General features: G+C 69.8%; 27 protein-coding genes and 1 pseudogene. 11 read left to right on the top strand and 17 right to left on the bottom strand.

Translation table 11 applies throughout. The annotated features are described in order from the left end of the window. The 8 genes from ITJ56_RS04490 to ITJ56_RS04455 form a co-directional block, all read right to left on the bottom strand. Complete coding sequence (locus ITJ56_RS04490; RefSeq protein WP_194628060.1) at positions 1 to 483, bottom strand: cytidine deaminase; 483 nt, start codon at positions 481 to 483, stop codon at positions 1 to 3. A 31-nt stretch (positions 484 to 514) separates the two neighbouring features. Further along, entirely contained in the window at positions 515 to 1,804 is a 1,290-nt protein-coding gene (locus ITJ56_RS04485) for an ABC transporter permease (RefSeq protein WP_194628058.1), read from the bottom strand. Further along, positions 1,801 to 3,159, bottom strand: a complete 1,359-nt coding sequence (locus ITJ56_RS04480) for an ABC transporter permease (protein WP_194628056.1) — start codon at positions 3,157 to 3,159, stop codon at positions 1,801 to 1,803. The genes ITJ56_RS04485 and ITJ56_RS04480 overlap by 4 nt, the downstream gene beginning before the upstream one ends. Continuing rightward, complete coding sequence (locus ITJ56_RS04475) at positions 3,156 to 4,676, bottom strand: ABC transporter ATP-binding protein (protein WP_194628054.1); 1,521 nt, start codon at positions 4,674 to 4,676, stop codon at positions 3,156 to 3,158. The genes ITJ56_RS04480 and ITJ56_RS04475 overlap by 4 nt, the downstream gene beginning before the upstream one ends. 87 nt (positions 4,677 to 4,763) lie before the next feature. Next, on the bottom strand, positions 4,764 to 5,828 hold the full coding sequence (locus tag ITJ56_RS04470; RefSeq protein ID WP_123681416.1) for a BMP family lipoprotein: 1,065 nt from the start codon (positions 5,826 to 5,828) through the stop codon (positions 4,764 to 4,766). 234 nt (positions 5,829 to 6,062) lie between these two features. Next, positions 6,063 to 6,449 carry a hypothetical protein gene (locus ITJ56_RS04465; protein WP_194628052.1) on the bottom strand — a complete coding sequence of 129 codons (387 nt, stop codon included), beginning with the start codon at positions 6,447 to 6,449 and terminating at the stop codon, positions 6,063 to 6,065. Then, on the bottom strand, positions 6,439 to 6,909 hold the full coding sequence (locus tag ITJ56_RS04460; protein ID WP_194628050.1) for a hypothetical protein: 471 nt from the start codon (positions 6,907 to 6,909) through the stop codon (positions 6,439 to 6,441). Before ITJ56_RS04460 ends, ITJ56_RS04465 begins: the two co-directional genes overlap by 11 nt. Positions 6,910 to 6,989: 80 nt before the next feature. Beyond that, positions 6,990 to 8,105 carry a mannose-1-phosphate guanylyltransferase gene (locus ITJ56_RS04455; protein ID WP_194628048.1) on the bottom strand — a complete coding sequence of 372 codons (1,116 nt, stop codon included), beginning with the start codon at positions 8,103 to 8,105 and terminating at the stop codon, positions 6,990 to 6,992. Positions 8,106 to 8,271: 166 nt separating this feature from the next. Between ITJ56_RS04455 and ITJ56_RS04450 the strand changes: the two genes are divergently transcribed. From ITJ56_RS04450 to ITJ56_RS04425, 6 genes are all read left to right on the top strand, one after another. Further along, on the top strand, positions 8,272 to 9,507 hold the full coding sequence (locus ITJ56_RS04450) for a glycosyltransferase family 4 protein (RefSeq protein ID WP_228517128.1): 1,236 nt from the start codon (positions 8,272 to 8,274) through the stop codon (positions 9,505 to 9,507). Between the two features lie 78 nt (positions 9,508 to 9,585). Then, positions 9,586 to 10,035, top strand: a complete 450-nt coding sequence (gene sdhC, locus ITJ56_RS04445; RefSeq protein WP_228517127.1) for a succinate dehydrogenase, cytochrome b556 subunit — start codon at positions 9,586 to 9,588, stop codon at positions 10,033 to 10,035. Positions 10,036 to 10,046: 11 nt separating this feature from the next. Next, the gene (gene sdhD / locus ITJ56_RS04440) at positions 10,047 to 10,493 is read left to right on the top strand and encodes a succinate dehydrogenase, hydrophobic membrane anchor protein (RefSeq protein WP_194628044.1); all 447 of its coding nucleotides are present in this window, start codon (positions 10,047 to 10,049) and stop codon (positions 10,491 to 10,493) included. 46 nt (positions 10,494 to 10,539) lie between these two features. Continuing rightward, positions 10,540 to 12,333, top strand: a complete 1,794-nt coding sequence (gene sdhA, locus ITJ56_RS04435) for a succinate dehydrogenase flavoprotein subunit (RefSeq protein ID WP_194628042.1) — start codon at positions 10,540 to 10,542, stop codon at positions 12,331 to 12,333. A gap of 1 nt (position 12,334) precedes the next feature. Then, entirely contained in the window at positions 12,335 to 13,108 is a 774-nt protein-coding gene (locus tag ITJ56_RS04430; RefSeq protein WP_194628040.1) for a succinate dehydrogenase iron-sulfur subunit, read from the top strand. Between the two features lie 51 nt (positions 13,109 to 13,159). Continuing rightward, positions 13,160 to 13,801, top strand: coding sequence for a TNT domain-containing protein (locus ITJ56_RS04425; RefSeq protein ID WP_194628038.1), 642 nt, complete (start codon positions 13,160 to 13,162; stop codon positions 13,799 to 13,801). 76 nt (positions 13,802 to 13,877) lie between these two features. Here the strand turns inward: ITJ56_RS04425 and ITJ56_RS04420 are convergent, their stop codons facing one another. The 9 genes and pseudogenes from ITJ56_RS04420 to ptsP all read right to left on the bottom strand — a co-directional run bounded on the left by ITJ56_RS04420 (position 13,878) and on the right by ptsP (position 21,878). Then, the gene (locus ITJ56_RS04420) at positions 13,878 to 14,543 is read right to left on the bottom strand and encodes a DUF805 domain-containing protein (RefSeq protein ID WP_228517126.1); all 666 of its coding nucleotides are present in this window, start codon (positions 14,541 to 14,543) and stop codon (positions 13,878 to 13,880) included. Further along, the gene (locus tag ITJ56_RS04415) at positions 14,540 to 15,106 is read right to left on the bottom strand and encodes a DUF805 domain-containing protein (protein WP_194628029.1); all 567 of its coding nucleotides are present in this window, start codon (positions 15,104 to 15,106) and stop codon (positions 14,540 to 14,542) included. The genes ITJ56_RS04420 and ITJ56_RS04415 overlap by 4 nt, the downstream gene beginning before the upstream one ends. Positions 15,107 to 15,188: 82 nt before the next feature. After that, positions 15,189 to 15,746, bottom strand: coding sequence for a DUF805 domain-containing protein (locus ITJ56_RS04410; protein WP_194628027.1), 558 nt, complete (start codon positions 15,744 to 15,746; stop codon positions 15,189 to 15,191). 95 nt (positions 15,747 to 15,841) lie between these two features. After that, complete coding sequence (locus ITJ56_RS18290) at positions 15,842 to 16,084, bottom strand: zinc-binding dehydrogenase (RefSeq protein WP_323749720.1); 243 nt, start codon at positions 16,082 to 16,084, stop codon at positions 15,842 to 15,844. A 23-nt stretch (positions 16,085 to 16,107) separates the two neighbouring features. Next, a pseudogene (locus ITJ56_RS04405) lies at positions 16,108 to 16,656 on the bottom strand (alcohol dehydrogenase catalytic domain-containing protein); the annotation flags it as partial. Between the two features lie 226 nt (positions 16,657 to 16,882). Then, positions 16,883 to 18,040, bottom strand: a complete 1,158-nt coding sequence (locus ITJ56_RS04400) for a mannitol-1-phosphate 5-dehydrogenase (protein WP_194628025.1) — start codon at positions 18,038 to 18,040, stop codon at positions 16,883 to 16,885. Further along, positions 18,037 to 18,474, bottom strand: coding sequence for a PTS sugar transporter subunit IIA (locus ITJ56_RS04395; RefSeq protein ID WP_194628023.1), 438 nt, complete (start codon positions 18,472 to 18,474; stop codon positions 18,037 to 18,039). The genes ITJ56_RS04400 and ITJ56_RS04395 overlap by 4 nt, the downstream gene beginning before the upstream one ends. A gap of 88 nt (positions 18,475 to 18,562) precedes the next feature. Further along, complete coding sequence (locus tag ITJ56_RS04390; protein WP_194628020.1) at positions 18,563 to 20,119, bottom strand: PTS mannitol transporter subunit IICB; 1,557 nt, start codon at positions 20,117 to 20,119, stop codon at positions 18,563 to 18,565. Positions 20,120 to 20,219: 100 nt separating this feature from the next. Further along, positions 20,220 to 21,878: a phosphoenolpyruvate--protein phosphotransferase gene (gene ptsP, locus ITJ56_RS04385; RefSeq protein ID WP_194628018.1), complete on the bottom strand. Its 1,659-nt coding sequence runs from the start codon at positions 21,876 to 21,878 to the stop codon at positions 20,220 to 20,222. A gap of 263 nt (positions 21,879 to 22,141) precedes the next feature. On the opposite strand from ptsP, the gene ITJ56_RS04380 reads away from it, so the two are divergent. From ITJ56_RS04380 to ITJ56_RS04360, 5 genes are all read left to right on the top strand, one after another. Continuing rightward, entirely contained in the window at positions 22,142 to 22,912 is a 771-nt protein-coding gene (locus ITJ56_RS04380; protein WP_194628016.1) for a DeoR/GlpR family DNA-binding transcription regulator, read from the top strand. A gap of 69 nt (positions 22,913 to 22,981) precedes the next feature. Next, positions 22,982 to 23,254, top strand: coding sequence for an HPr family phosphocarrier protein (locus ITJ56_RS04375; protein ID WP_022905912.1), 273 nt, complete (start codon positions 22,982 to 22,984; stop codon positions 23,252 to 23,254). A gap of 128 nt (positions 23,255 to 23,382) precedes the next feature. Further along, positions 23,383 to 24,240 (top strand): exodeoxyribonuclease III, encoded by an 858-nt coding sequence (locus ITJ56_RS04370; RefSeq protein WP_194628014.1) that lies wholly within the window; start codon positions 23,383 to 23,385, stop codon positions 24,238 to 24,240. A 41-nt stretch (positions 24,241 to 24,281) separates the two neighbouring features. After that, the gene (gene trpS, locus ITJ56_RS04365) at positions 24,282 to 25,292 is read left to right on the top strand and encodes a tryptophan--tRNA ligase (protein WP_194628012.1); all 1,011 of its coding nucleotides are present in this window, start codon (positions 24,282 to 24,284) and stop codon (positions 25,290 to 25,292) included. 2 nt (positions 25,293 to 25,294) lie between these two features. Continuing rightward, on the top strand, positions 25,295 to 25,849 hold the full coding sequence (locus tag ITJ56_RS04360; RefSeq protein WP_194628010.1) for a GNAT family N-acetyltransferase: 555 nt from the start codon (positions 25,295 to 25,297) through the stop codon (positions 25,847 to 25,849). Positions 25,850 to 25,900 lie beyond the last annotated feature (51 nt).

Genomic DNA, 25,900 nt, shown 5'->3' with positions numbered 1-25,900 from the left:
TCAGTGCTCCTGCTGGTAGGTGGCGAGGGTGCGCGGTCCGAACGCGTCGGGCAGCACCTCGTCGATGGTGCGGATGCCGGATACGGTCTCGAGGAGCATGCCCTCGGTCGAGTGCTCGAACAGCAGCTGTCGGCAGCGCCCGCACGGCATCAGGGTCGCCCCGTCGCCGTCGACGCACGTGAACGCGACGAGCTTGCCGCCGCCGGTCATGTGCAGCTGCGACACGAGCGAGCACTCGGCACAGAGCGTCACCCCGTAGCTCGCGTTCTCGATGTTGCAGCCGGAGACGATCCGGCCGTCGTCGGTGAGCGCCGCAGCACCCACCGGGAACGACGAGTACGGCGCGTAGGCGCGCCGCATCGCGGCCGTGGCGGCGTCCCGCAGGGCGCCCCAGTCCACGTCGTCGACCGGGAGGCCCGTGGCGGCGTCCGCCGGGTCGGTGGCGGTGACCCCCTGGTCACCCTGGGCGTTCGTGTGGGTCATGTGCCGCGCCTCCAGGCCGGTGTGATCGGGACTAGCTCTTGATGTAGGGCTTGCCGGACGCGGCGGGACCACGCGACTGCCCGACCAGGCCGGCCACGGCGAAGATCGTCACCACGTACGGCAGCATCAGCAGGAACTCGCTCGGCACGGGCGATTGCGTCGCGCTGAGCGTGTTCTGCAGGTTCGACGCGAAGCCGAACAGCAGCGCCGCGAGGGTCGCCTTGATCGGGTCCCAGCGTCCGAAGATCACCGCGGCCAGGGCGATGTAGCCCGCTCCGGCGGTCATGTCCTTCGTGAAGCCACCGGTCGCGTCGAGCGTGAAGTACGCACCACCGAGGCCGGCGATCGCACCGGCGAGGGAGACGTTCCAGAACCGGGTGCTCGTGACGTTGATGCCGACCGTGTCCGCTGCCTGCGGGTGCTCGCCGACCGCGCGGAGGCGCAGGCCCCAGCGCGTCTTGAACAGCCCGAAGGTGACCACCGCGACCGCGATGTAGGCCAGGTAGACGACGACGGTCTGCTCGAAGAACACCGGGCCGATGACCGGGATCTGGTGGAGCAGCGGGATCTCGATCCGCGGGAAGCGGATGCCTATGTTGAGCGTCTCTTCGTTCGGCGACAGGACCTGCGAGTACAGGAAGCCGGTCAGGCCGGAGATGAACGCGTTGATGACGACACCGACGATGACCTGGTCGACCAGGTACTTGATGCTGAACGCCGCGAGGATGAACGACACGAGCACACCCGCGATGAGCGCGCCGACGAGGCCGACCCACGCGGAACCGGTGATGGACGCGATGAGTGCCGAGGTGAACGCGCCGGCGAGGAACTGGCCCTCGATGGCGATGTTGACGACGCCGACGCGCTCGGAGATCACGCCGCCGAGGGCACCGAACACGAGCGGGACACTCAGGCCGAGTGCACCGACGAGCAGGCCGGGCAGCGGGACCGTGGCGCCGGCCGCGGCCCAGGTGAGGAACCCGACGACGAACACGATCGCGAACACCGACGTCACCCAGAGCGGGACGTGCCGCGAGGCCCGGACCTCGACGAAGGCGTAGACGGTCGCGATCGCCAGCAGGAGCACGACGACGTAGCCGGTCGGGGCCGCGGGCAGCGGGACGTCCGGCAGCGCGACGAAGTCACCCGCGTTCGCCAACCGGAACGTCGTGGTGCCGGCCCGGCTGAGCAGGACGAAGAAGACGACCGCGAGCACCGTGAACACGGCGTACCCGATCGGGAGCTTCCAGCTCCGGGTGGTCTCGACGGGGCGACCGGCGAGCGGCGACGCGGGGGCCGCGGTGGGGCTGAGGGTGCTCATGCGGCGACCGCCTTCCTGCTGTTCTTGCTCGTCTTCGTGCGCTTGCGTGCCCCCGGCTGCGGGATCCGGAAGATCGCGCGGACGAGCGGCGGCGCCGCGATGAAGAGGACGATGAGGGCCTGGATGACGCCGACGATGTCGATCGGGATGCCGTTGGCCGCCTGCATGGCGTACCCACCGTTCTTCAGGACGCCGAACAGGATCGCCGCCCAGAACACACCCCACGGCTTCGAGCGGCCGAGCAGCGCGACGGTGATCGCGTCGAAGCCGATGCCGGCGTCGATGCCCGAGGTGAAGCCGGTCGTGACCGCGCCCTGCACCTGGTACGCACCGGCGATGCCGACGAGGGCACCGGAGATGAGCATCACCCAGATGGTCAGCGACGGGACGCTCATGCCGGCGACGCGGGCCGCACGGGGGTTCTCGCCGATGGTGCGGAAGCGGAAGCCGAGGGACGACTTGTTGACGAGCCACCAGACGACCACGACCGCGAGGATCGCGACGACGAAGCCGAGGTCGACGCCGTACCGCACACCGAAGAGCTGCGGCAGGAGCGCGCTGTCCTTCGTGGCGGGCGAGATCGGGTTGCTGCTGCCCGGTGCCTGCAGCAGACCGGGGGTGCGGAGCAGGTAGCTGACCAGGTAGAGCGCGACGTAGTTGAGCATGATCGTGACGATCACCTCGTGCGCCCCGGTGCGGGCCTTGAGCACCCCGACGATGCCGCCCCAGACCGCACCGCCGACGATGCCGGCGACGATCGTCAGGGGGATGTGGATCGCTGCGGGCAGGTCGAACGAGAACCCGACCCAGCCGGCGGCGGCGGCCCCCATCAGGATCTGGCCCTGCCCGCCGATGTTGAACAGGCCGGCGCGGAACGCGAGCGCGACGCCGAGGCCGGCCACGACGAGCGGGACGGCGTAGTCGACGGAGCGGGTGAGCGGCCCGATCGCCTGCTGGAACGAGTCGGCACCGAAGTTGAACACCGAGCCCTGGAACAGTGAGGCGTAGGCGCCGCCGACCGCGGTGCCGATCGCCTGGAGCATGTCGGTCGGACGAGCGAAGAAGTAGCCGGCCGTGGCACGGACGTTCTCGTCGGTCAGGGCGATGAGGACCCCGCATGCGACCAGCGCCAGGACGACGGCGAGCACCGTGACGAGCACGGACCCGTTCAGGATCCCCTGCAGGGCGGCCTGCCAGCGGTCACCACCGGCTCCGTTGCGGCGCTCGGTGTCCTCCGCTGAGTCCGTCATCAGGTGCGGGGTCGACTCGACCTCCTGCAGACGGTCGTCGGTGAGCGGGGCGTCCGCAGCGTTGCCGACCGTGGGCTGCGTGTTGTCTGGTTCCTGCGCGGTCACGCGGCCAGCTCCGTTCCTTCAGGGATCTCCCCGGCCATCATGAGGCCGAGGACGTCACGGGGGGTGGTCGCGGGGACGATGCCGACGATGCCGCCGCGGTACATCACGGCGATGCGGTCGGCCAGGGCCACGACCTCGTCGAGCTCGGTGGAGACGACGATGACCGGCACACCGGTGTCGCGGGTGGCAACGATGCGCTTGTGGACGAACTCGATCGATCCGACGTCGATTCCGCGGGTGGGCTGCGCGGCGACGAACAGACGGAGTTCACGGCTCAGCTCGCGGGCGAGGACGATCTTCTGCTGGTTGCCGCCGGACAGCCGGCCGGCCGCGGTGGTGCGACCGGGCGTGCGGATGTCGAACTCGGCGATCTTGGCGTCGGCGAAGGCGTCGCGCTCGGCCGACCGGATGGTGCCGGCGCGGACGAACTCGGCGTGGTCCGCCCGGTCGAGCATGAGGTTCTCGGCGATGGTGAACTCGCCGACCAGGCCGTCCTCCTTGCGGTCCTCGGGCACGAAGCCGACGCCCGCGTCGAGCACCTGCTTGACGCTGCGGCCGGTGAGTTCCTTGCCGTCCAGGGTGACGCGGCCGGCGTGCGCGGGCTCGAGGCCGATGATCGCCTCGGTGAGCTCGGTCTGCCCGTTCCCCTGCACCCCGGCGATCGCCAGGACCTCGCCGCGGCGCACCGTGAAGGAGACGTCGTCGACGAGCACGATGCCGGACGGGTCGGTCACGGTCAGGTTCTCGACGACCAGGGCGTCCGCGCCGCCGGTCGACGGTGCCTTGTCGACGACGAGCGAGACGGCGCGGCCGACCATGAGCGCGGCGAGTTCGTTGTTCGTCGCGGTGGGCGAGGCCTCGCCCACGACCTTGCCGAGCCGGATGACGGTGATGCGGTCGGCGACCTCGCGGACCTCGCGGAGCTTGTGGGTGATGAAGACGATCGCGGTGCCGGCTTCGCGGAGCTGGCGCATGATGCCCATCAGCTCGTCGGTCTCCTGCGGGGTGAGGACGGCCGTCGGCTCGTCGAACACCAGCACGGAGGCGTCGCGGGAGAGCGCCTTGATGATCTCGACGCGCTGCTGCACGCCGACGGGCAGGTCCTCGACCTTGGCGTCGGGGTCGACGTCGAACCCGAAGCGGTCGGAGATCTCCTGCACGCGCTTGCGGGCACCGGCCAGGTCGAGCCGCCCGCCGAAGGTGGTCTGTTCCTGCCCCAGCATGACGTTCTCGGCGACCGTGAACACGGGCACGAGCATGAAGTGCTGGTGCACCATGCCGATGCCCGCACGCATGGCGTCGCCGGGGCCGTCGAAGTCCTGGACGACGTCGTCGAGGAGGATCTCGCCCTCGTCCGCGTCGTACAGACCGTAGAGCACGTTCATCAGGGTGGACTTGCCGGCGCCGTTCTCACCGAGGAGGCAGTGGACCTCACCTGGCTCGACGGTGAGCGAGATGTGGTCGTTGGCGACCAGGGCGCCGAACCGCTTGGTGATGCCGCGGAGTTCGAGCTTCATGTTCGGGAGTCTATTTCTGTCTCGCGCGCGCCACGCGGGCGCACGAGAACGCGGGCGAGGGAGGAACCCCCGCCCGCGTTCATCGGGTTAGGACTGCGTCTTGACCTTGATCGAGCCGTCGATGATGCCGGCCTTGATGTCGTCGAGCTCGCCCTGCAGGCCCTTGTCGACCTTCGACTCGTAGTCGTGGAACGGCGCGATGCCGACACCGTCGTTCTCGAGCGTGCCCACGTACGGGGTCTTCGAGAACTTGTCGTCGGCAGCCTGCTCGACGACGTCCTTCACGGCCGGGCGCATGCCCTTCTCGACCGAGGTGAAGGCGATGTCCTTGTAGCGGGGGTCGGCCTCGTAGAGGTCGCTGTCCGCACCGATCAGGACGGAGCCGTTGTCGGCGTCCTTGATCGCTTCAGCAGCCGACTGGTAGATCGGGCCACCGACGGGCAGGATCACGTCGGCGTCCTGATCGAGCAGCGTCTGCGCGACCGACTTCGCCTGCGTGCCGGCCTCGAAGCCACCGGTGAAGGAGCCCTTGCCGGTGTCGACGTTCCAGCCGACGACCTTGACGCTCTTGTCCTTCTGCTCGTTGTAGTACTTCACGCCGTCCGCGAAGCCGTCCATGAAGATGGTGACGGTCGGGATCTGCATGCCACCGAAGGTGCCGACGACGCCGGTCTTCGAGTACGACGCGGCCGCGTAGCCGGCGAGGAACGCCGCCTGCGAGGTGTCGAACGTGATCGGCTTGACGTTCTTGGCGTCGATCGAGTTGTCGTCGATGATCGCGAAGTCGGTGTCGGGGTTCGCCGCGGCCTGCTTCTTCGTGGCGTCGGCGAGGTTGAAGCCGACGGTCACGATGAGGTTGCAGTTCTGGCCGACGAGCTGCTCGATGTTCGAGTCGTAGACGGTGGCGTCCTTCGACTCGGCCTCCTTGTAGGTGGCGCCGAGGTCCTTGGCGGCGTCCTTCATGCCCTCGTAGCCGAGCTGGTTGAACGACTTGTCGTCGAAGCCACCGGCGTCGGAGACCATGCAGGGGCGGAAGTCGGTCTTCTTGGCGGTCTCCGTGTCGGACGGAGCTGCGGAGCAGCCAGCGAGGACGGCGGCGGTGCCGAGGAGCGCGAGGCCGCTGAGGACGACCTGTCGGGTGCGAGATGTCACGGGTTGGTTCCTCCGGGGAGCGTGCCCGGACCACGTGCGTTCCGGGCGATCGTGGCGACAGTACACGACCGTCGGGTCGGTACAGGACCGGTTGCGGGGGTCCTGCGGATCGGTTACGGGATCGCGACCCCGCCGAAACGCGCCCGTAACGCAGGGTCGCACACAGACCCCCAGTTCGAGGGGTTTGTCGGTGGAGCGCTACAGGACGTCGTCGGAGCGGCGGATCTCTGGAGGTCAGAGTTCGTCGGCGTCACCCGGGAAACACAGCGAGATGGCTTCGACGGTGTAGTTGCCCGGGAACGCGTAGAGGTTGATGGAGTCGATCGAACCACCACCGCTGCCGACGATCGCAGGCCCATCGGGGTCAGCCCAGCGCTCGACCTTCATGCCCTGGGACTTCCAGCGGGCGAGCGTCGCCTTCGCGTCAGATTCCGGGTCCTCCGAGTCGCCGCTTGAAGTCCGGCCGGTGAGGTACACCCAGTGCGCACCTTTCTCCCCTCCGGACAAGCCGCAACTCTCGGAGTAATCGGGCCCAGTTCGCGGCTTCCACTCGCCGCCCAGACGCCCAGTGACGTCGTCGATGGCGTCGATCATCTGCTGTTTCGCGGTGTCAGGGTCCACGGATGCCTTCCTCTCCTCGTGGTGCCGGGCGTAGCGGTCGAAGCCGGCCGGCATGCTGCCGCGGTCGACCTGGACCCATGCGCACGAGGAGCGGAACGTCGACCGCCGCACCGGAGAACGGTCCGGCGAGCGCGTCCGCGGTTGACCGCTGACGCTCGGATTCTCGGACCTTCCAGGCGGCGTGCTCGCGGGCGTGCTCGCGCTCCTGCTCGACGCGCTGAACGGCTCGGTCGATCCCGGAGGCGAGGTCGGTCAGGACCCCGACGAGCTTGCCGCGGTCCTCGGCCTCGATGACGACGGCGTCACGGAACCGGTCGGCGTACGAGCCTGCGAAGTCCGCCAGTGCCGACTCCGCCGCACCCGACCGGCTCCCGCCCTGTCCGCGCAGGGTCGCTGCCGCTGCCCGTACCGCCTTCGCCAGCGCTGACGCGTCCCCCGCGTCGAACTCGAGGTCCACCATCGCCCCCGTGTCCTCCCCATGTCGCTCCCCAGCGACCCTACACCTGGAACATCACCGGACGGCAGCCCGGCACGACGGCGTCAGAGGACGTCCCCGCGGCCGCTGATCTTGAGAGCATCCACCACGCTCTTGACCCGCTGCGCGTTGGCGCTGGTGGTCACGAGCAGCGCGTCGGGGGTGTCCACGACGACGATGTCCTCCACCCCGATCAGCGAGATGAGCCGCTGGCTGTGCGAGATCACGATGCCGCTCGACGAGTCCGCCAGGATGCGGGCGCCGTCCCCGAGCACGGCGAGGTTGTTCGGCCGACCGCCGGACTGCAGCTTGGCGAGCGAGGCGAAGTCGCCCACGTCGTCCCAGTCGAAGTCACCGGGGACGACCGCCATGCGTCCGGCCGCCGCGGCGGGTTCGGCGACCGTGTAGTCGATCGCGATCTTCTCGAGCAGGGGCCAGACGGCGTCCACGACGGCACCGCGCGCCGAGGTGTCCCATGCGTCGGCGAGCTCGTTGATGCCCGCGAGCAGCTCCGGCTTCGTCCGGCCGATCTCGGCCAGCAGCACGTCGGCGCGGGCGATGAACATGCCGGCGTTCCAGAGGTAGTTGCCCTGCTCGACGTACGAGCGGGCGGTGTCGAGGTCCGGCTTCTCGACGAACGACTTCACCGCGTGCGCGGTCGGGGCGCCCTCGATGTCGAGCGCGACGGTGTCGGCGTTGATGTAGCCGAAGCCGATCGCGGGCTCCGTCGGGGTGATGCCGATCGTGGTCACGTAGCCGGCGCGGGCGACGGCGACGGCCTCGCGCACCGAGCGTCGGAAGCCACGGGCGTCCCCGATCACGTGGTCGGCTGCGAACGAACCGATGACGACGTCGGGCTCGCGACGGACGAGGATCGCGGCGGCGAGCCCGATGGCCGCCGTGGAGTCCTTCGGCTCGCTCTCGAGCACCACGTTGTGGTCCTCGACGCCGGGCAGCTGCGACTCCACCGCGACCCGGTGCGCACGGCCGGTGACGACCATGATCCGCTGGTCGCCGGCGAGCGGCGCCAGGCGGTCCCAGGTCTGCCGCAGCAGCGAGGTGCCGGAGCCCGTCAGGTCGTGCAGGAACTTGGGTGCGTCCGCACGCGACAACGGCCACAGGCGCGATCCGATGCCCCCTGCGGGGATGATCGCGTAGAAGTCTTCGAGAGCGTCAGCCACGCGCTCACCGTACCGGTCCCACCGGGCGGATCCTGGGTGGTCTCCGCACGATTCCCGCATGCGGGCTCCCGCAGCGTCGCCCGTCGCGTTGTTCACCCGGCGCGCGCGTCCCGTTCACGTCGTCGGCCCCGCCGGGTCACGTCACGCGCGGAGCATGGGAAACACCATGAGCGCACGCAGCGTGGAGCGCGGCACGTCCCCCCGGACCGTCGCCGTCGTGACCGAGAGCTTCCTGCCCACCCTCAACGGCGTGACCACCAGTGTCCTGGCGGTCCTCGACCACCTGGAACGGCGTGGTCACCGCGCGGTCGTGATCGCTCCGGACACCCCGGGGCTCGCGCAGTTCCGGTCCCGCAGCACCCTCGAGCGCTACCGCTCCTTCGACGTCCACCGCGTCCCCGCCGTCGCGTACCGGCAGTTCCCGGTCGCGCTCCCCCACCCCGTCCTCGACACGATCCTCGCCGCCTCCGGCGCCGACGTGCTCCACGCCGCCAGTCCGTTCCTGCTGGGTGGGCGCGCCATCACGGCGGCCGGGAGGCTCGGCATCCCCTCCGTCGCCGTCTTCCAGACCGACGTGGCCGGGTTCGCCCGCCGCAACGGCCTGACCGCGACCGTCCCGCTGGTGCGCAAGATCCTCGGTCGCATCCACGCCGGCGCCTCGCTGACGCTCGCGCCGTCGAGCGCGACCGCCGCGATGCTCGCCGAGGACGGCGTGCCCCGCGTCGCACGCTGGGGCCGTGGGGTCGACACCGAGCTGTTCCACCCGTCGCGTCGCACGTCCGGACACGTCCGCGCCCTCCGCCGTCGTCTCGCCCCGAACGGCGAGACGATCGTCGGGTACGTCGGACGTCTGGCCCCGGAGAAGGAGGTCGAGCGGCTCGCCGAACTCGGCGGCGTCCCCGGCATCCGCGTCGTCGTCGCCGGCGGCGGCCCCTCGCGGGCGATGCTCGAACGGCGGCTCCGGCACCTCGACGTCACCTTCACCGGCCCCCTGCGCGGCGACGCCCTCGCCGACACGTACGCGGCGCTCGACCTGTTCGTGCACACCGGGCCGGCGGAGACCTTCGGGCAGACCCTGCAGGAGGCCCACGCCTCCGGGTTGCCCGTGATCGCCCCGGCGTCCGGCGGCCCGCTGGACCTCGTCGCGCCGGGGCTCGACGGCGAGCTCTACGACGCCGATGCCCCGCAGGCCCTGCGGCACGCCGTCCTGCGGCTGCACCACGACCGTGCCCTGGCCGAGCGGATGGGTTCGGCCGGTCGGCTCCGCGTCGAGGGGACCACGTGGGAGGCCGTCGGCGACCAGCTCCTCGACCACCACGACACGGCCCGCACCATCGGCGCGCCGCCCGTCGGACGGGGCCTGCGGGCCGGTCGGGACGAGAAGGTCAGCGCTCGCGCATAGGATGGGTCGTGTTCCACACGAACACGAACGGCAAGGGCTCGCCGATCGGGCGAGCCCGTCCTATGGAAGGACGAGCTCATGGCTGAGCACACCGGCGGGGGTACGGCGACCGTGGTCCCCGACGTCTCGATAGAAGCTCCTCGAGCCTCCCGGACGCCACAGGGCACGCTCTACCGCGGTTCGATCGGGATGTGGTCGTGGGTCCTCCACCGCATCACCGGCGTCGCCATCTACTTCTTCCTGCTCGTGCACATCCTCGACACGGCGCTCGTTCGGCTCTCTCCAGAGGCGTACAACGCGGTGATCGGCACGTACAAGAGCCCGCTCATGAACATCGGCGAGATCGCGCTGGTCATGGCCATCGTCTTCCACGCGTTCAACGGGCTGCGGATCATCCTGATCGACTTCTGGTCGAAGGGCCCGAAGTACCAGCGGGCCATGTTCTGGATCGTCATGGTCCTGTGGGCGGTGGCGATCGCGGGCTTCCTGCCCCGCCAGCTCATGAACCTCGTCGCGGACTTCAACTGAGGGGCACGGAGATGACCACACAGATCGTCGAACCTCCCCGCTCGGCCGCAGCGGCCCGCAGCACCACCAACTGGGAGAAGTGGGGCTGGATCTACATGCGCGCTTCGGGCGTGCTGCTCGTCGTGCTGATCTTCGGCCACCTCTTCGTCAACATGGTGGCGGGCGAAGGTGTCAAGCAGATCGACTTCGCCTTCGTCGCCGGCAAGTGGGCCAACCCCTTCTGGCAGGTCTGGGACTCGCTCATGCTGGTCCTCGCGCTCATCCACGGCTCGAACGGCATGCGCACGATCGTCAACGACTACGTGGCGAAGCCGGGCATCCGGAAGACGCTCCTGGCCGCGATCCTCGTCGCGTGCACCGTGCTGATCGTCCTCGGGCTGCTCGTCTGCTGGACCTTCGACCCGTGCCCCGCCGGTGCCGCCGCCGCGGACCTGCCCTCCTTCTGCCCAGCGCAGTAGCACCACCAGCGCTGCTGCCCTTCCCACCGTCGACGGAAAGACCCCTGTGACCGAGACCACCGTCCACCACCACCAGTTCGACATCGTCATCATCGGCGCCGGAGGCGCGGGCATGCGCGCCGCGATCGAGGCCGGCCCGAAGGCGAAGACGGCCGTCATCTCGAAGCTGTACCCGACCCGCTCCCACACCGGTGCGGCACAGGGCGGCATGGCCGCGGCCCTGGCGAACGTCGAAGAGGACTCGTGGGAGTGGCACACCTTCGACACGATCAAGGGCGGTGACTACCTGGTCGACCAGGACGCCGCCGAGATCCTGGCGAAGGAGGCGATCGACGCCGTCATCGACCTCGAGAACATGGGCCTGCCGTTCAACCGCACCCCCGAGGGCAAGATCGACCAGCGGCGCTTCGGTGGCCACACCCGCGACCACGGCAAGGCCCCGGTGCGCCGGGCCTGCTACGCCGCGGACCGCACGGGCCACATGATCCTGCAGACGCTGTTCCAGAACTGCGTGAAGCTCGGCGTCGAGTTCTACAACGAGTTCTACGCGCTCGACCTCATCATGGTCGACGTGGTGGGCGAGGACGGGGTCACCCGTCAGCAGCCGGCCGGCGTCGTCGCGTTCGAGCTCGCGACCGGTGAGCTGCACGTCTTCCACGCCAAGGCGATGATCTTCGCGACCGGCGGCTTCGGCAAGATGTACAAGACCACGTCGAACGCGCACACCCTCACCGGCGACGGCGTCGGCATCATCTGGCGCAAGGGCCTGCCGCTCGAGGACATGGAGTTCTTCCAGTTCCACCCGACCGGGCTCGCCGGTCTCGGCATCCTGCTGACCGAGGGCGCCCGCGGCGAGGGCGCGATCCTCCGCAACGCCTCGGGTGAGCGCTTCATGGAGCGGTACGCCCCCACCATCAAGGACCTCGCACCACGCGACATCGTCGCGCGCTGCATGGTGCAGGAGGTGGCCGAGGGTCGCGGCGCCGGTCCGAACAAGGACTACGTGCTGCTCGACTGCACACACCTCGGTGCCGAGGTCCTCGAGACGAAGCTCCCCGACATCACCGAGTTCGCCCGTACCTACCTCGGCGTCGACCCCGTCGTCGAGCCGGTGCCCGTCATGCCGACGGCGCACTACGCGATGGGCGGCATCCCGACCAACACCGACGCCGAGGTGCTGTACGACAACACCACCGTCGTCCCCGGCCTCTACGCCGCCGGCGAGTGCGCCTGCGTCTCGGTGCACGGGTCGAACCGACTCGGCACCAACTCGCTCCTCGACATCAACGTCTTCGGCAAGCGTTCGGGCAACAACGCCGCCGAGTGGGTCAAGACGGCCGAGTTCCTCCCCCTGCCCGAGGACCCCGCTGCCGCTGTGCGCGGGATGCTCGACCAGCTCCGTGCCTCCACCGGCACCGAGCGCGTCGCCGCCCTGCGCAAGGAGCTGCAGGAGGAGATGGACAAGAACGCCCAGGTGTTCCGCACCGACGAGTCCCTCGCCCGCGTCACCGAGACCCTGCACACGCTCCGCAACCGCTTCATGCAGGTCTCCGTGCAGGACAAGGGCAAGCGCTTCAACACCGACCTGCTCGAGGCCGTCGAGCTCGGGTTCCTGCTCGACCTCGCCGAGGTCGTGGTCTACTCGGCACGGAACCGCAAGGAGAGCCGCGGGGGCCACATGCGCGACGACTACCCGAAGCGCGACGACGAGAACTACATGCAGCACACCATGGCGTACCTGACGGGCGATCCGCACTCGTCACTCGCCGACGACCACATCACGCTCGACTGGAAGCCCGTCGTCGTGACGCGCTACGAGCCGATGGAGAGGAAGTACTGAGATGACCGACACCCTGGTCTCCGACGCACCCCGCACCGACACCGTGCAGGACGCCCCTCCCGGATCGTTCTCCGTCACGGTCATCGTCCGCCGTTTCGACCCCGACGTCGACGACGAGCCGCGCTGGCAGGACTTCGACGTCATGATGCTGCCGACCGATCGCATCCTCGACGCCCTGCACAAGATCAAGTGGGAGCAGGACGGCTCACTGACCTTCCGCCGCTCCTGCGCACACGGTGTCTGCGGCTCGGACGCCATGCGCATCAACGGGCGGAACCGGCTGGCGTGCAAGACCCTGATCAAGGACCTCGACGTCTCGAAGCCGATCTACGTCGAGGCGATCAAGGGCCTGCCGCTCGAGAAGGACCTCGTCGTCGACATGGAACCCTTCTTCCAGTCCTACCGTGAGGTCCAGCCGTTCCTGCAATCCTCGGTCGCCCCGACGCCGGGCAAGGAGCGCGTGCAGTCCGTCGCCGACCGTGCCCGCTTCGACGACACCACGAAGTGCATCCTCTGCGCCGCGTGCACCTCGTCCTGCCCGGTCTTCTGGACCGACGGGCAGTACTTCGGGCCCGCCGCGATCGTGAACGCGCACCGCTTCATCTTCGACTCGCGCGACGACGCGGCGAACGTGCGTCTCGACATCCTCAACGACAAGGAAGGTGTCTGGCGCTGCCGAACGACCTTCAACTGCACCGACGCCTGCCCCCGTGGCATCCAGGTGACGAAGGCGATCTCCGAGGTCAAGCAGGCGATCATGCGCGGCCGGGCGTAGTCCCGGCTCCGTCCAAGGCTCCGCATCACGCCGACCGATAGGCTCCCGATCATGACGTTCGCGGACACCCGCCCCATCCTCGACCAACTCGGCTACACGACCCGGTACGTGCAGCTCCCCGGTGAGACCCTGCACGAGCCGCCGGTCGAGGGGGCGCTCCGCATCGTCCAGACCGACGCCTCCGGCTACGCGCTCGAGGTCGTCGACTACGGCACGGCTCGACGGCTGGCGCAGGCCACGGGCGAGGACGACGCGGTGGAGATGCTCCGTCGCTTCCTGAACCGTCCGTTCCCCGCCCCGCGCGACATCCCGCGCCACGAGCTCGACGGGCTTCGTGACCGTGCCGCGACGACCTACCCGCAGCTGGCGCAGCAGGTCGCGCAGGCCGGCGAACAGGGCCTGACGATCCAGATCCCGGCCGGTGTCCCCGTCGACCGCATCGGTGGACCGGACGGGTACCTGCTGCACCCGCTCGACACTCCGCTGCCGAGCCGGTCACTGCCGCCGCACGTCTCCTCGTCGCCGGAGACCCACCGCTACGTCGTCGATCGCCCGTTCCTGGTGAACGTCCGTTTCGTGCAGCCGTGGTTCGAGCAGCCCGGTGGCGCGCTGCGCTTCCAGATCGCCGACCCGGCCGCCACCGTGCGTGATCTGGTCGTCGACGGCGCGCTCGTCCGCCTCCGGGTGGTCTGACCCCTCCGACTCACGGGTCACGAGAACAGCCCGCCGCACGCTCGACGCGTGGGGCGGGCTGTTCTCGTTGCCGGTGCTACTGCTGGTCGGGGCGGTCGTACTGCGCGCCGCCCGGGTTCGGGGGCAGGCACCCGAAGACGATGCCCGCGGCTCCTGTGGCCAGCGTGATGAGCCAGAACGGTCCGGCCAGGTTGGCGTCGTGCACGCGACGCCACCCGAGGGCGAACGTCGGCACGATCGTGGCGAGCCACCACAGGAAGTACAGCCCGAGCAGGACGAAGGCGAACGGCGACGGTGCGCTGCTCCCCGTTGTGGTGCCGTACTCGTCGACCGTGGAGCTCGACACGATCGACGCGATGAGGATCGCGTAGAACCCGCCGAACAGCACGATCGTCACGATGGCGTTGGCGAGCACCCAGAACCAGAACTCGCTCCGGCTGGCACGCCCGTCGAAGCGTGCGTACTTCTTGAAGAACCGGAGGAACGCGTCGAGGAACCCGATGCCGTACCACGGTGCCCAGAGCGGCGGGACGCCGTCGGGGCCGACCGGGATCGGCTGCGCGAACTGTGGGTACGGGTCAGCGTAGGGCTGGGCGAACGGCTGCTGGCCGTACCCCGGCTGCTGGCCGTACGCCGGCTGCTGGCCGTACCCCGGCTGCTGGCCGTACCCGGGCTGCTGCCCGTACCCCGGCTGCTGGCCCTGGTCCGGCTGCCCCCACTGCGGGGTCCCGTCGTTGGTCATCGGCTGCCGTCGGGCCGGTCGAAGCGCGCACCCTCCGGGTTCGAGGGCAGCAGGCCGAAGACCAGACCGACGATGTTCACGAAGATCGCGATGATCCACAGCGCACCCGACAGGTTGGCGTCGTGCAGGCGGCGCCACCCGAGGGCGAGCGACGGCACGATGATCGCCAGGAACCAGAGCAGCGACAGGATGCCGGCGATGATGAACAGCGCCGACGGCTCGGTGACGGTCGACTGGACACTGGCCGACGTCGCGGACGACATCGACACGGTCGAGCGCTCCGAGGTGGCGAAGCCGATCGTGTACAGGATGCCGAGGACGATGCCGACGATGACGTTCGCCAGGTACCACCACCAGAACTCACTGCGGCTCGCGCGCCCGCTGAACGTGGCGTACTTCTTGAAGAACCGGCTCACGGCCTTGCCGAACGAGATCCCGTACCACGGCGCCCAGAGCGGCGGTTCGCCGTTCGGTCCGGTCGGCGGCTGCTGGCCGTACTGCGGGGCGCCGCCGAACTGCGCGTTCGGCTGGCCGGTCGGATTCTGCGGGTACTGGTCGCTCACGTGGTCCCCCTCGAGTGTTGGCTGATGTTCGTGTTCGAGTCAACCAGAACTCCTGAGGCTCCGTCGGGACCGTGACGGCGCGCTACCCCTGCTGCGGGCGGTCGTACTGCCGCCCCTGCGGGTTCGCCGAGACCAGGCCGATGATCAACGAGAACAGGATGCCGATCGGCGGGATGATGAACAGCAGTGCGAGCAGACCGCTGAGGTTCACGTCGTGCAGCCGTCGCACCGTCAGCGCGATGAAGCCGAGCGCGCAGGCCAGGCTCCAGAGGCTGCCCAGCCCGTCCGAACCGTCGTCGACGAACGGCAGCACGTCGAAGCCGCTGCCGATGATGCCTGCCGCCGCGGAACCGATCAGGTACCAGAGCGCCCAGAACCAGTACTCCGACTGGCTGGCCCGGCCGTCGAACCGCACGTACTTCTTCCAGAACCGCAGGAACGCCTGGGGGAACGGGATGCCGTGCCAGGGTGCCCAGAGCGGCGGCGCGGACTTCCCCGGACCCGGCTGGCCCTGACCGGGCTGGCCGTACTGCCCAGGCTGCCCGTACGGACCGGGCCGCTGGCCGTACGGCCCCGGCTGGTGACCGTACGGCCCCGGCTGCTGCCCGTACGGGTCCCGAGGTGGGTACTGGTCGCTCATGTTCGTGGTTCCTTCCGGCGCGGGGCTGTCGGTCCACAGTGTGGCACTCCCCCGCACCGATGCGGGTCATCCGAGCGGACGACACCGGTTCCCCCTCAGGGCAGCAGCGCGAGCTTGCCCCCGGGGTGCCCGGACTCCAGCAGCTCCGCCGCGGCCTTCGCCTCGGACAGCGGGAACGTCCGTGCCACCGGCACCTCGAGGTGCCCGGCACCGGCGAGGTCGATGAGCCGCTGCCGCACCGAGTCGCGGAAGGCCTTGCTCGCCGGTCGGGCCCACCCACCGCGGCGATCCCGTCCGACGCGGCCCGGGCCGGCGCGGCGATCGTCACGATCCGCGATCGGTCCGCGACCAACGCGAGCGAGACGTCGACGGCCTCGTCGGTGCCGACGCAGTCCAGTGCCACGTCGATGCCGGAGGGTGCGAGATCACGGACACGCGCCTCCAGGCCGTCGCCGTACGCGACCCCCTCGCCACCGAAGCGTCGCACGACGTCCGCACCATGCTCCGACGCGGTGCCGATGACGCGGGTGCCGAGCAGCCGCAGCTGCTGGAGCAGGCTGACACCGACCGCGCCCGAGGCGCCGTGCACCAGGACGGTGTCGCGCCCCTCGGCGCGGCTGACGCGGAGCATGTCGGCGGCGGTCGAGCCGGCGAGGAGCAGGTTCGCGGCCTCCGGGAACCCGAGCGAGGCGGGCTTGGCGAACACGTCGGCCGCGGGCACCGTGACCGACTCGGCCCAGCCGCCGCTGATGCGGAAGGCGAGGACCTCGTCGCCGACCGCTCCCCCGCCGGACGCGATCCGGGTGTCGGGACCGACGGCGGACAGGACCCCGGCGACCTCGTACCCGATGGCGATGGGCAGGTCCGCGGGGTCGCCCTGGCGGGTGTGCTTCGTGTCCGCCGGGTTCATGCCGGCGGCGCGGACGGCGATCGTGACCTCGCCGGGGCCGGGCGCCGGCACCTCGGTGTCGACGGACTCCAGGACTTCGCTGCCGCCGAACCGCGGGGCCACCCAGTGCTTCGCCATGGGGGCGACGGTACGCGTCGCGGCCCACGGTGGTCGAGGCAACCGGTGGACGGACGGGAGGCCCGTCACCAGCTGGTGACGGGCCTCCCGTTCGTCGGTGCTGACGTCGTCAGGCGCGTGCGGACCGGATCCGGTCCGTGAAGGCGGCGTGCAGCGGGTGCTCCGCAGCGAGACCGGTGATCTGCGTGGCGACGTCCGCGTCGGATGCATCCGACGCCAGCAGGGCCTGCAGTTCGACGCTCTGCTCGTCGTCCACGACGTCGAAGCGCAGGGCCGCACCCATCGCGTCCAGCAGCGCCGTCGGCTCCGTGCCGTCCTCGGCCAGCGCGGCGGCGGGCGAGACGAACCGCTCGTCGCGCGACAGCTTCCGGAGCGGCTGGCGGCCGACACGGGTCACGGTGTCGGGCAGGTGCGGGTTCTCGAACCGGCCGATGATGGCCTGCACGTAGGCCCGGTGTACCTCGGGGTCGAGTTCGTGCCGTCGGATGAGCAGGTCGCTCGTCTCGGCGAGCACGGACTCGAGTGCGGAGCGCACGGCGGGGATCGCGATGGCGTCGGAGATCTTGTCGGCCCCGGCGACGAAGCCGTGGTACGCGACGGTGGCGTGACCGGTGTTCACCGTGAACAGCTTGCGCTCGATGGACGCGGCGAGGCCGTCGACGTAGTGCACCCCGGGGATCTCCGGCTCGTTCCCGCCGAACGGCGTGCGGTCGATCGCCCACTCGTAGTAGGTCTCGACGGTCACGTCGAGTCCGCCGCCCTCGGGCTGCGCGGGCACGATGCGGTCGACCGCGGTGTTCGCGAAGACTGCCTTCGCCAGCGCCTCGTCGCGGCCGTCCTCCGGCAGGGCGGCGACGATGAACTCGCGCAGTCGGTCGGTGGCGTTGAGGGCGTTCTCGCACGCCATCACGGCGATCGGCGCGGCGGCGGCGGCGCGGGCGACGAGCGCGCGGGCGATGACCGGGGCGATGAACCGCAGGACGTTCGGGCCCACGGCGCAGGTGACGATCGCGGCGGCGGCGATCTCGGCGACCACCCCGTCCTCGTCCTGCGCGCTGTTCAGCGCACGGAAGTTCGTGACCTCGTGGTCCTGGGCGCCCGCCCCGACCTCGTGCACCGTGTACGAGTCGGCGGCAGCCAGGGCGTCGATGAGCGGGGCAGCGACGTCGGCGAAGACGACCTCGTACCCGGCCTCGTGGAGCAGCAGCCCGACGAACCCCCGGCCGATGTTGCCGGCGCCGAAGTGGACGGCGGTGCTGGTGCTCACTCGTTCACCTCGCCGAGGATCGACAGGATCGCGGCGGTGTCCGCGGCGTCGGTGAGCTTCTGGACCTCGTCCTCATCGGAGAACACGATCGCGATCTTCGACAGGATGTCGAGGTGCTCGTTGTTCACGCCGGCGATGCCGACGACGAAGCGCACGGGGTTGCCGTCCCAGTCGATCGGGCTGGCGTAGCGGATGAACGACAGGGCGGAGGACTTGATGGCGTCCTTGGCGTCGTTGGTGCCGTGCGGGATGGCGAGGAAGTTGCCCATGTACGTGGACACGCTCTTCTCGCGCTCGAGCATCGCCGGGTAGTAGTCGGCCGTGACCGAGCCCGCAGCTTCGAGGATCTCGGCCGCCTCCTTCATCGCTTCCGACTTGGTCGGCGCGGTGTCCTCGGTGTGGATGCGGATCTGGCTCTCCTGCAGGACGGGCATCGGGGGTTCTCCTTGTGTTGAGGACGTGATGGAGGGGACGGGTCAGACCCGTCCCCTCCGATACTGCACTTCGTTACTGGTTGTGGCGTTACTGGTTCTTCAGCTGCTCGACGACCTGGTCGTACTGCGGCGCGTTCATGAAGTTGCCGACCGACACGTGCTGCGCGTTCGGGTTCTTCTGCTTGGCGCGGTCCGTCAGTTCTTCCTGCGTGATGATCAGGTCCTCGTCACCGGACAGGTTCGCGATCGCCTTGTTGGAGACCGTGACCCCTTCGATGCCCGCCTTCTTGATCTTGTTGCGCAGGACGCTGGCGCCCATCGCGCTCGAGCCCATGCCGGCGTCGCAGGCGAAGACCAGGTTCTGGACCTTCGTCGCCGTCGCCGTGCTCGCCGAGCCGACGCCGCCGAGGGAGGCCTCGGCCTCTTCCTCGTTGGCCGGGGAGTTGTTGCCGAGCAGGCCGGAGGTCGCCGCGTTGACGTCACGGCCCTTGTTGGCCTGGAGCTTCGCCATCGCGGCGCTCATGTCGCCGCCGCCGTTCGCCAGGTCGCGCTTGCGGCTGGCGAGGAGGAAGAAGGACGAGACCGCGAACGAGACCGCCGCGGACAGGATGACCGACAGGATGACGCCGAGGAAGCTGTTGCGCTCCGTCGCTCCGAGCACCGCGAAGATCGAACCCGGCGACGCGGGGGCGACGAGCCCGGACTGGAACGCGACGTTCGTCGCGACGCCCGTGGCACCACCGAGGATGACGGCGATGAACAGGATCGGCTTCTGCAGCACGTACGGGAAGTAGATCTCGTGGATGCCACCGAAGAACTGGATGATGATCGCGCCGGGAGCGGTCGAGCGGGCGATGCCGACACCGAAGAAGGTGAAGGCGAGCAGCAGACCGAGGCCGGGGCCGGGGTTCGCCTCGAGCAGGAACAGGATGCTCTTGCCCGACTCCTTCACCTGGTCAGCCCCGAGCTGGTCGAGCACACCGTGGTTGATGGCGTTGTTCAGGAAGAACACCTTGGCCGGCTCGATGATGACACTGGCGATCGGCAGGAGCGAGTGCTGCACGAGGAAGTCCACCATGTCGCCGAGGCCTTCGGCGATGAGCTTGAACAGCGGCGCGAGCCAGAAGAAGCCGACCATCGCGAGGCCGAAGCCCAGGATCCCGGCCGCGTAGTTGTTGACGAGCATCTCGAAGCCGGGCTTGATCTTGCCGTCCCAGATCTTGTCGATCTGCTTGATCAGGTAGGCACCGAGCGGCCCGCAGATCATCGCGCCGAGGATCATCGTCGTGCCGTTGGCGCCGATGATGACGCCCATGGTCATGATCGAACCGACGACTGCACCGCGGGTGTCGTAGACCATCCGGCCGCCCTGGATGGCGATCGCGAGCGGGATCAGGTAGGTCAGGATCGGGCCGACGAGGCCGGGGTTGGCGACGCCGGCCGTCTCACCGAACCCGCCGAGGACGCCGACGGGCGTCCAGCCGGTCTCGATGAAGAAGGCGGTGATGATGCCCCACGCGATGAAGATCGCGATGTTGGGCATGACCATGCCGGAGAGGAACGTGCCGAACTTCTGAACGGCGACGCGTCCGCCGCCCCGCGACTTCGCGGGTGCGTCGGGCGCTGCAACGGACGACGTTGTCATGTGCGGTGACTTTCTGTGTGGTGGAGCTGCTGCGGTGTGATGGGGATGGTGGTGCTGGGGTCGGGTGTGCTGGGATCGGGTGGTGCTGGGGGGTGGTGGGTCAGGCGGGGTGCACCGCGGACGCGGCAGCGGACTTCGCGGCCGCCGCCGTGCTCGCGGCGAGTGCCGCCGTCGCCATCTCGCGGGCCTGTTCGAGCGTGTAGCGACCGAGTTCGGCGCGCACGTCGGCCAGGGCCGCGGGGGTCATGGAGAGGGTGGTGGCCCCGAGACCGACCAGGACGACGGCGAGCAGCGGGTCGGCTGCTGCCTCGCCGCAGATCCCGACGGCCTTGCCGGCGGTGGCGCCCGCGGTGCCGAGCTGCGCGACGAGGCGCAGGACGGCGGGGTGCCACGGGTCCTGGTAGGACGCGACGGTGCCGAGCATGCGGTCGGCGGCCATCGTGTACTGGGTCAGGTCGTTCGTGCCGATCGACACGAAGTCGGCGTTCTGGAACACCTGCTCGGCCATCAGCGCGAGCGACGGCACCTCGGCCATGACGCCCGCGGTACGGATGCCGAGCTCGCGGGCCAGGGTGACGAAGTACTCGGTCTCCTCGGCGTCGGCGACCATCGGGGCCATGACCCACAGGTCGGCCTCGGTCGCGGCGTCGGCCTGGGCGAGCGCGGTGAGCTGGTCGCGCAGGACCTCGGGGTGGTTCCGCAGGGCACGCAGGCCGCGGCGCCCGAGGGCCGGGTTCTCCTCGTCCTTGTCGGTGAGGAACGGCAGGGGCTTGTCGGCGCCGGCGTCGAGCGCGCGCACGACGACCTTCTTGCCGGGGAACGCCGCGAGGAGCTGGCGGTACGACTCGGTCTGCTCGTCGACCGTGGGGGCCTTCGGCGAGTCGAGGAAGAGGAACTCGGTGCGGAAGAGCCCCACGCCCTCCGCACCGAGAGCAACGGCGCCGGCGGCGTCGGCGGGGCTGCCGAGGTTCGCGAGCAGGGGCACGACGTGACCGTCGGCGAGCGCACCGGCGGTGAGCGGCGCAGCGGCAGCGGCGAGGCGGTCGGCGATGCGGCGCTCGACGTCCGCGACCAGCGCGGCGTCGGGGTCCGTCACGACCGTGCCGGCGATCGCGTCGACGACGACGTGCTGCCCGTCCACCAGGTCGTCGGCGCCGGTGACGCCGACGATCGCGGTGATGCCCTTGGCGCGAGCGAGGATCGCGGTGTGCGAGGTCGGGCCGCCGTCGCGGGTGACGAGTGCGAGCACCTTGTCGAGGTCGAGCAGGGCGGTGTCGGCCGGAGCGAGGTCACGGGCGACGAGCACGAAGGGGGCGTCCGACTCGGGGACACCGGGGGCGTGCACGCCGCGGAGCTTCGCGACGATGCGCTGGGCGACGTCGTCGAGGTCGGCTGCGCGCTCGCCCATGTAGCCGCCCATGCCGACGAGCAGGTCGCGGAACTGGGCGAACGCCTCGTGGACAGCACGCTCGGCGTTGGTGCCGCCGTCGATGCGGGTGTGCACGTCGTCGAGGAGCGTGGGGTCCTGCGCCATGAGCGCCTGGGCCTCGAGCACTGCCTGGGCGTCACCACCGGCGAGCTGCCCGCGCCTGTTGAGGTCGTCCGCCACGGCGGCCAGTGCGTCGTGCACGGCCTGCTTCGCGTCGTCCGCCGAACCCACCAGGGCGTCCTTCGACGGTTCGCCGAGCGGGTCAGCCATCCGGAGCACGGGGCCGTGGGCCACGCCACGGCCGACGCCGGTGCCGAGCAGTTCGGACATTCGAGACTCCTTCATCTCACACGCGCTTGCGGTGGGGTGTTCATGCCGGGTGGTTCGTTCGGTGTACGCGACACGGAGACGGACCACATCCGTGCGGCTGAGCAGCACACTACCCCGATCCGCGTTGACAAACAAACACATCCGGGGATAAAAATACAGAAACAGATGCCCGTTTGCGTCTGGCGGATCGACCGCGGCCGGCGACGGCGCCGATACCGTGCCCGAGCATGTCCGTTCCGTTCCGACCGAGACGACGAGGTCCGATGTACGCACCAGAACGCCACCAGCGCATCGTCGAGCAGGCGCGCGCTCAGGGCCGGGTGGACGTCAAGGAACTGGCCGAGCTGCTCGCGGTCACGCCGGAGACCATCCGTCGCGACCTGACGAGTCTCGAGCGCCGCGGCCTCGTCCGACGCGCTCACGGCGGTGCCATCCCCGTCGAGCGGATCACCCTGCACCCGGGCGTCGGCGACCGCGGCGGCATCAACCAGACCGAGAAGATGGTCATCGCCGAGGCCGCCCTGGCGGAACTGCCCGAGAACGGCTCGGTCATGATCGACGCCGGCACCTCGACCATCTGCCTGGCCGAGATGCTGCCGACCGACCGCGGGCTCACGGTCGTCACGCACTCGCTCCCCGTCGCCACCGCCGTCGCGAACCGCCCGGGCATCGACCTGCACCTGCTCGGCGGGAACATCCGCAGCGACTCCCTGGCCGGCGTCGGGACCTGGACGCACCAGCTGATCGGCATGGTGAGCGTCGACGTCGCGTTCATCAGCATCAACGGGATCACCCCGGAGCGCGGCCTGACGACCCACAACATGGCCGAGGCCGCCGTGAAGAGCGCGATGATCAAGTCCGCCCGCCGGAGCATCCTGCTCGCCGACCACACCAAGTTCGGCCGTGAGGAGTTCGGTCGCGTCGCCCCGCTCGCCGCGATCGACACGATCATCACCGACCCCGCCGTCAACCTCGACCTGGTCCGCGAGGTCGAGGCCGCCGGCACCGAGGTCTTCTGGCCCGGCCGACCCTGACCGTGCCCCGTTCCCGCCCACCCAGCGCTCGCTAGCATGAGCCAACCACCCATCGACAGGAGTACATCGATGTCCGAAGCCACCCGCACCGTGACCGTCGCCAGCGCATCCGGCCTGCACGCTCGCCCCGCATCCCTCTTCGTCCAGACCGTGACGGCGTCGGGGCACCAGGTCACGATCGCCAAGGGCGACAAGTCCGGGAACGCCGGCAGCATCCTCGCCCTGCTCGGGCTCGGCATCGAGAACGGCGACGAGGTCACCCTCACCGTGTCGGGCGACGACGCCGAGACCACCGCGGACAGCCTGGTCGAGTTCCTGAAGACGGACCACGACGCGGCCTGATCGCGCAGGTCGCGTCCTGCACGCGACCACAGAGCGGACGGGAGGCAACGGTGCCGGCTGGCACCGTGCCTCCCGTGCGTCCGTGGAGGCGTCCAGGGCTGTCGGCACCCGCCGATAAGGTGTTCTGCATGACACGCCTGCGCCTCGCATCCGTCAACGTGAACGGCGTCCGCGCCGCCTTCCGCAAGGGCATGGGCGACTGGCTCGCCACCCGCGACGTCGACGTGCTGGCCCTGCAGGAAGTGCGCGCGTCGAGCGACGACCTGGCGGCGCTGCTCGGTGACGAGTGGGACATCGTGCACGACCCAGCCACCGCGAAGGGCCGGGCCGGTGTCGCGATCGCGTCCCGACACGGTGCTGGACACAGGCGTGCCCAGCTCCACCGCGTGGCGCTCGGCCCGGACGACTTCGACTCGGCCGGCCGCTGGCTCGAGGCCGACTACGAGATCGGTGGCACGACGGTCACGGTGGTCTCCACCTACGTGCACTCGGGCGAGGTCGACACCCCGAAGCAGGACGAGAAGTGGAAGTTCCTCGACGCGATGACCGAGCGGCTGCCGGCGCTCCGCGAGCACAACCCGCTCGCGGTCGTCGTCGGTGACCTGAACGTCGGGCACGACGAACGCGACATCAAGAACTGGAAGGGCAACGTCAAGCGAGCCGGCTTCCTGCCGCGCGAGCGCGCCTACTTCTCGCGGTTCTTCGGCGCCGACGGCGAACCGGTCGAGGGTGCCGACGGCTCCACGGGCCCCGGGCTCGGTTGGGTCGACGTGGGTCGCGCCCAGGCCGGCGACGTCGACGGCCCGTTCACATGGTGGTCGTGGCGCGGTCAGGCGTTCGACAACGACACCGGTTGGCGCATCGACTACCAGATGGCGACGCCCGACCTGGCTGCCAAGGTCACGGAGTACACGGTCGACCGCGCCGCGGCGTACGACCAGCGATGGTCCGACCACGCCCCCGTGGTCGTCGACTACGAACTCTGACCCCTCTTCTCTCGCTTCACCTGACGCACCGGAGCACCACCATGACCAAGACCCGCATCTTCTCGGGCATCCAGCCGTCCGCCGGATCGCTGCACCTCGGCAACTACGTCGGGGCGCTCATGCAGTGGAGGACCCTGCTCGACGACCACGACGCGATCTACTGCGTCGTCGACATGCACGCGATCACCTCGCCCCAGGACCCGGCCGAGCTCCGCGCGAACACCCGGGCCACCGCTGCGCAGTACATCGCCTCGGGCATCGACCCGTCCAAGGCGACGCTGTTCGTGCAGTCCCACGTGCCCGCGCACGCCGAACTGGCATGGGTGCTCAACACCCTGACGGGCTTCGGCGAGGCGAGCCGGATGACCCAGTTCAAGGACAAGTCGGCGCGCCAGGGTGCCGAGGCCGCATCGGTCGGACTCTTCACCTACCCGATCCTGATGGCCGCGGACATCCTGCTCTACGACACCAGGGTCGTGCCGGTGGGCGACGACCAGCGACAGCACGTCGAGCTCACGCGCGACCTGGCCGGGCGCTTCAACTCGCGGTTCGGTGACACCTTCGTCACGCCCGAGGCACGGATCCTGACCGAGACCGCGCGCATCTACGACCTGCAGGACCCGACCAGCAAGATGAGCAAGTCCGCAGCGTCGGACAACGGCCTCATCCGCCTGCTCGACGACCCGAAGCGCACCGCGAAGAAGATCAAGTCGGCCGTCACCGACGCCGAGCGCGAGATCCGGGCCGACCGCCAGGCCAAGCCCGGTGTGACGAACCTGCTGTCGATCCTGTCGGCATTCACCGGCACCTCGATCGCCGCGCTCGAGGAATCGTTCGCCGGCAAGGGCTACGGCGACCTGAAGGGCGAGGTCGCCGACGCCGTCGTGGCCGAGCTCGAACCGGTCCGCGCCCGCACGCTCGAGCTGCTCGACGACCCGGCCGAGCTCGACCGCCTGCTTGCGGTCGGTGCCGACCGCGCCGAGTCGATCGCCCAGGGCACCCTGGCACGGGTCTACGACCGTATCGGTTTCGTGCCCAGGTCGCGCGGCTGACGATGCGACCCGTCACGCTGGAGTCCGCCCGGGTCCGTCTCGACGTGCCCACTCGGGCCGATGCCGCAGCCATCACGGACGCCTGTCAGGACCCGGAGATCGTCCGCTGGACCACCGTCCCGACGCCCTACCGTGAGCAGGACGCCCGGACGTTCGTCGACGCACTCGTCGGACCCGGATGGGCATCGGACCGCGAGTACACCTGGGCGATCCGACGTTCCGGGTCGAACTGGCTCGAGGGCGTCATCAGCTACCGCACTGCGGGCCGCGACCTCGGGTTCTGGCTCGCGCCGTCGGCACGCGGTACCGGGCTCATGCGCGACGCCGTCGACCTCGTCGTCGGCTGGGCCTTCGAGGCCGGTGCCCCGGACGTCTACTGGGAGTGCTACGAGGGCAACACGGCCTCGGCGCGCGTCGCTCGCGCCACCGGGTTCTCGTACACCGGCCTCGGCGAAGCACGCATCCCCGCGCGCGACGGCGCTCCGACCACCGCCTGGACGGCGCTGCGGCGCGCCGACGGCAGCCCCGCCTCCGCCATCCCCTGGCCCATCGCCTGAGCACCCGCACAATACGTGGTGACGCGTCACCCAACCCCGCCGGTAAGCTCG

Origin of the sequence: Curtobacterium sp. VKM Ac-1376 (genome assembly GCF_015351025.1) — a bacterium.
In the GTDB taxonomy this organism is placed as follows: domain Bacteria; phylum Actinomycetota; class Actinomycetes; order Actinomycetales; family Microbacteriaceae; genus Curtobacterium.
The sequence above is the reverse complement of the archived record's forward strand: the minus strand, read 5'-3'. Positions and strand labels throughout refer to the sequence as shown.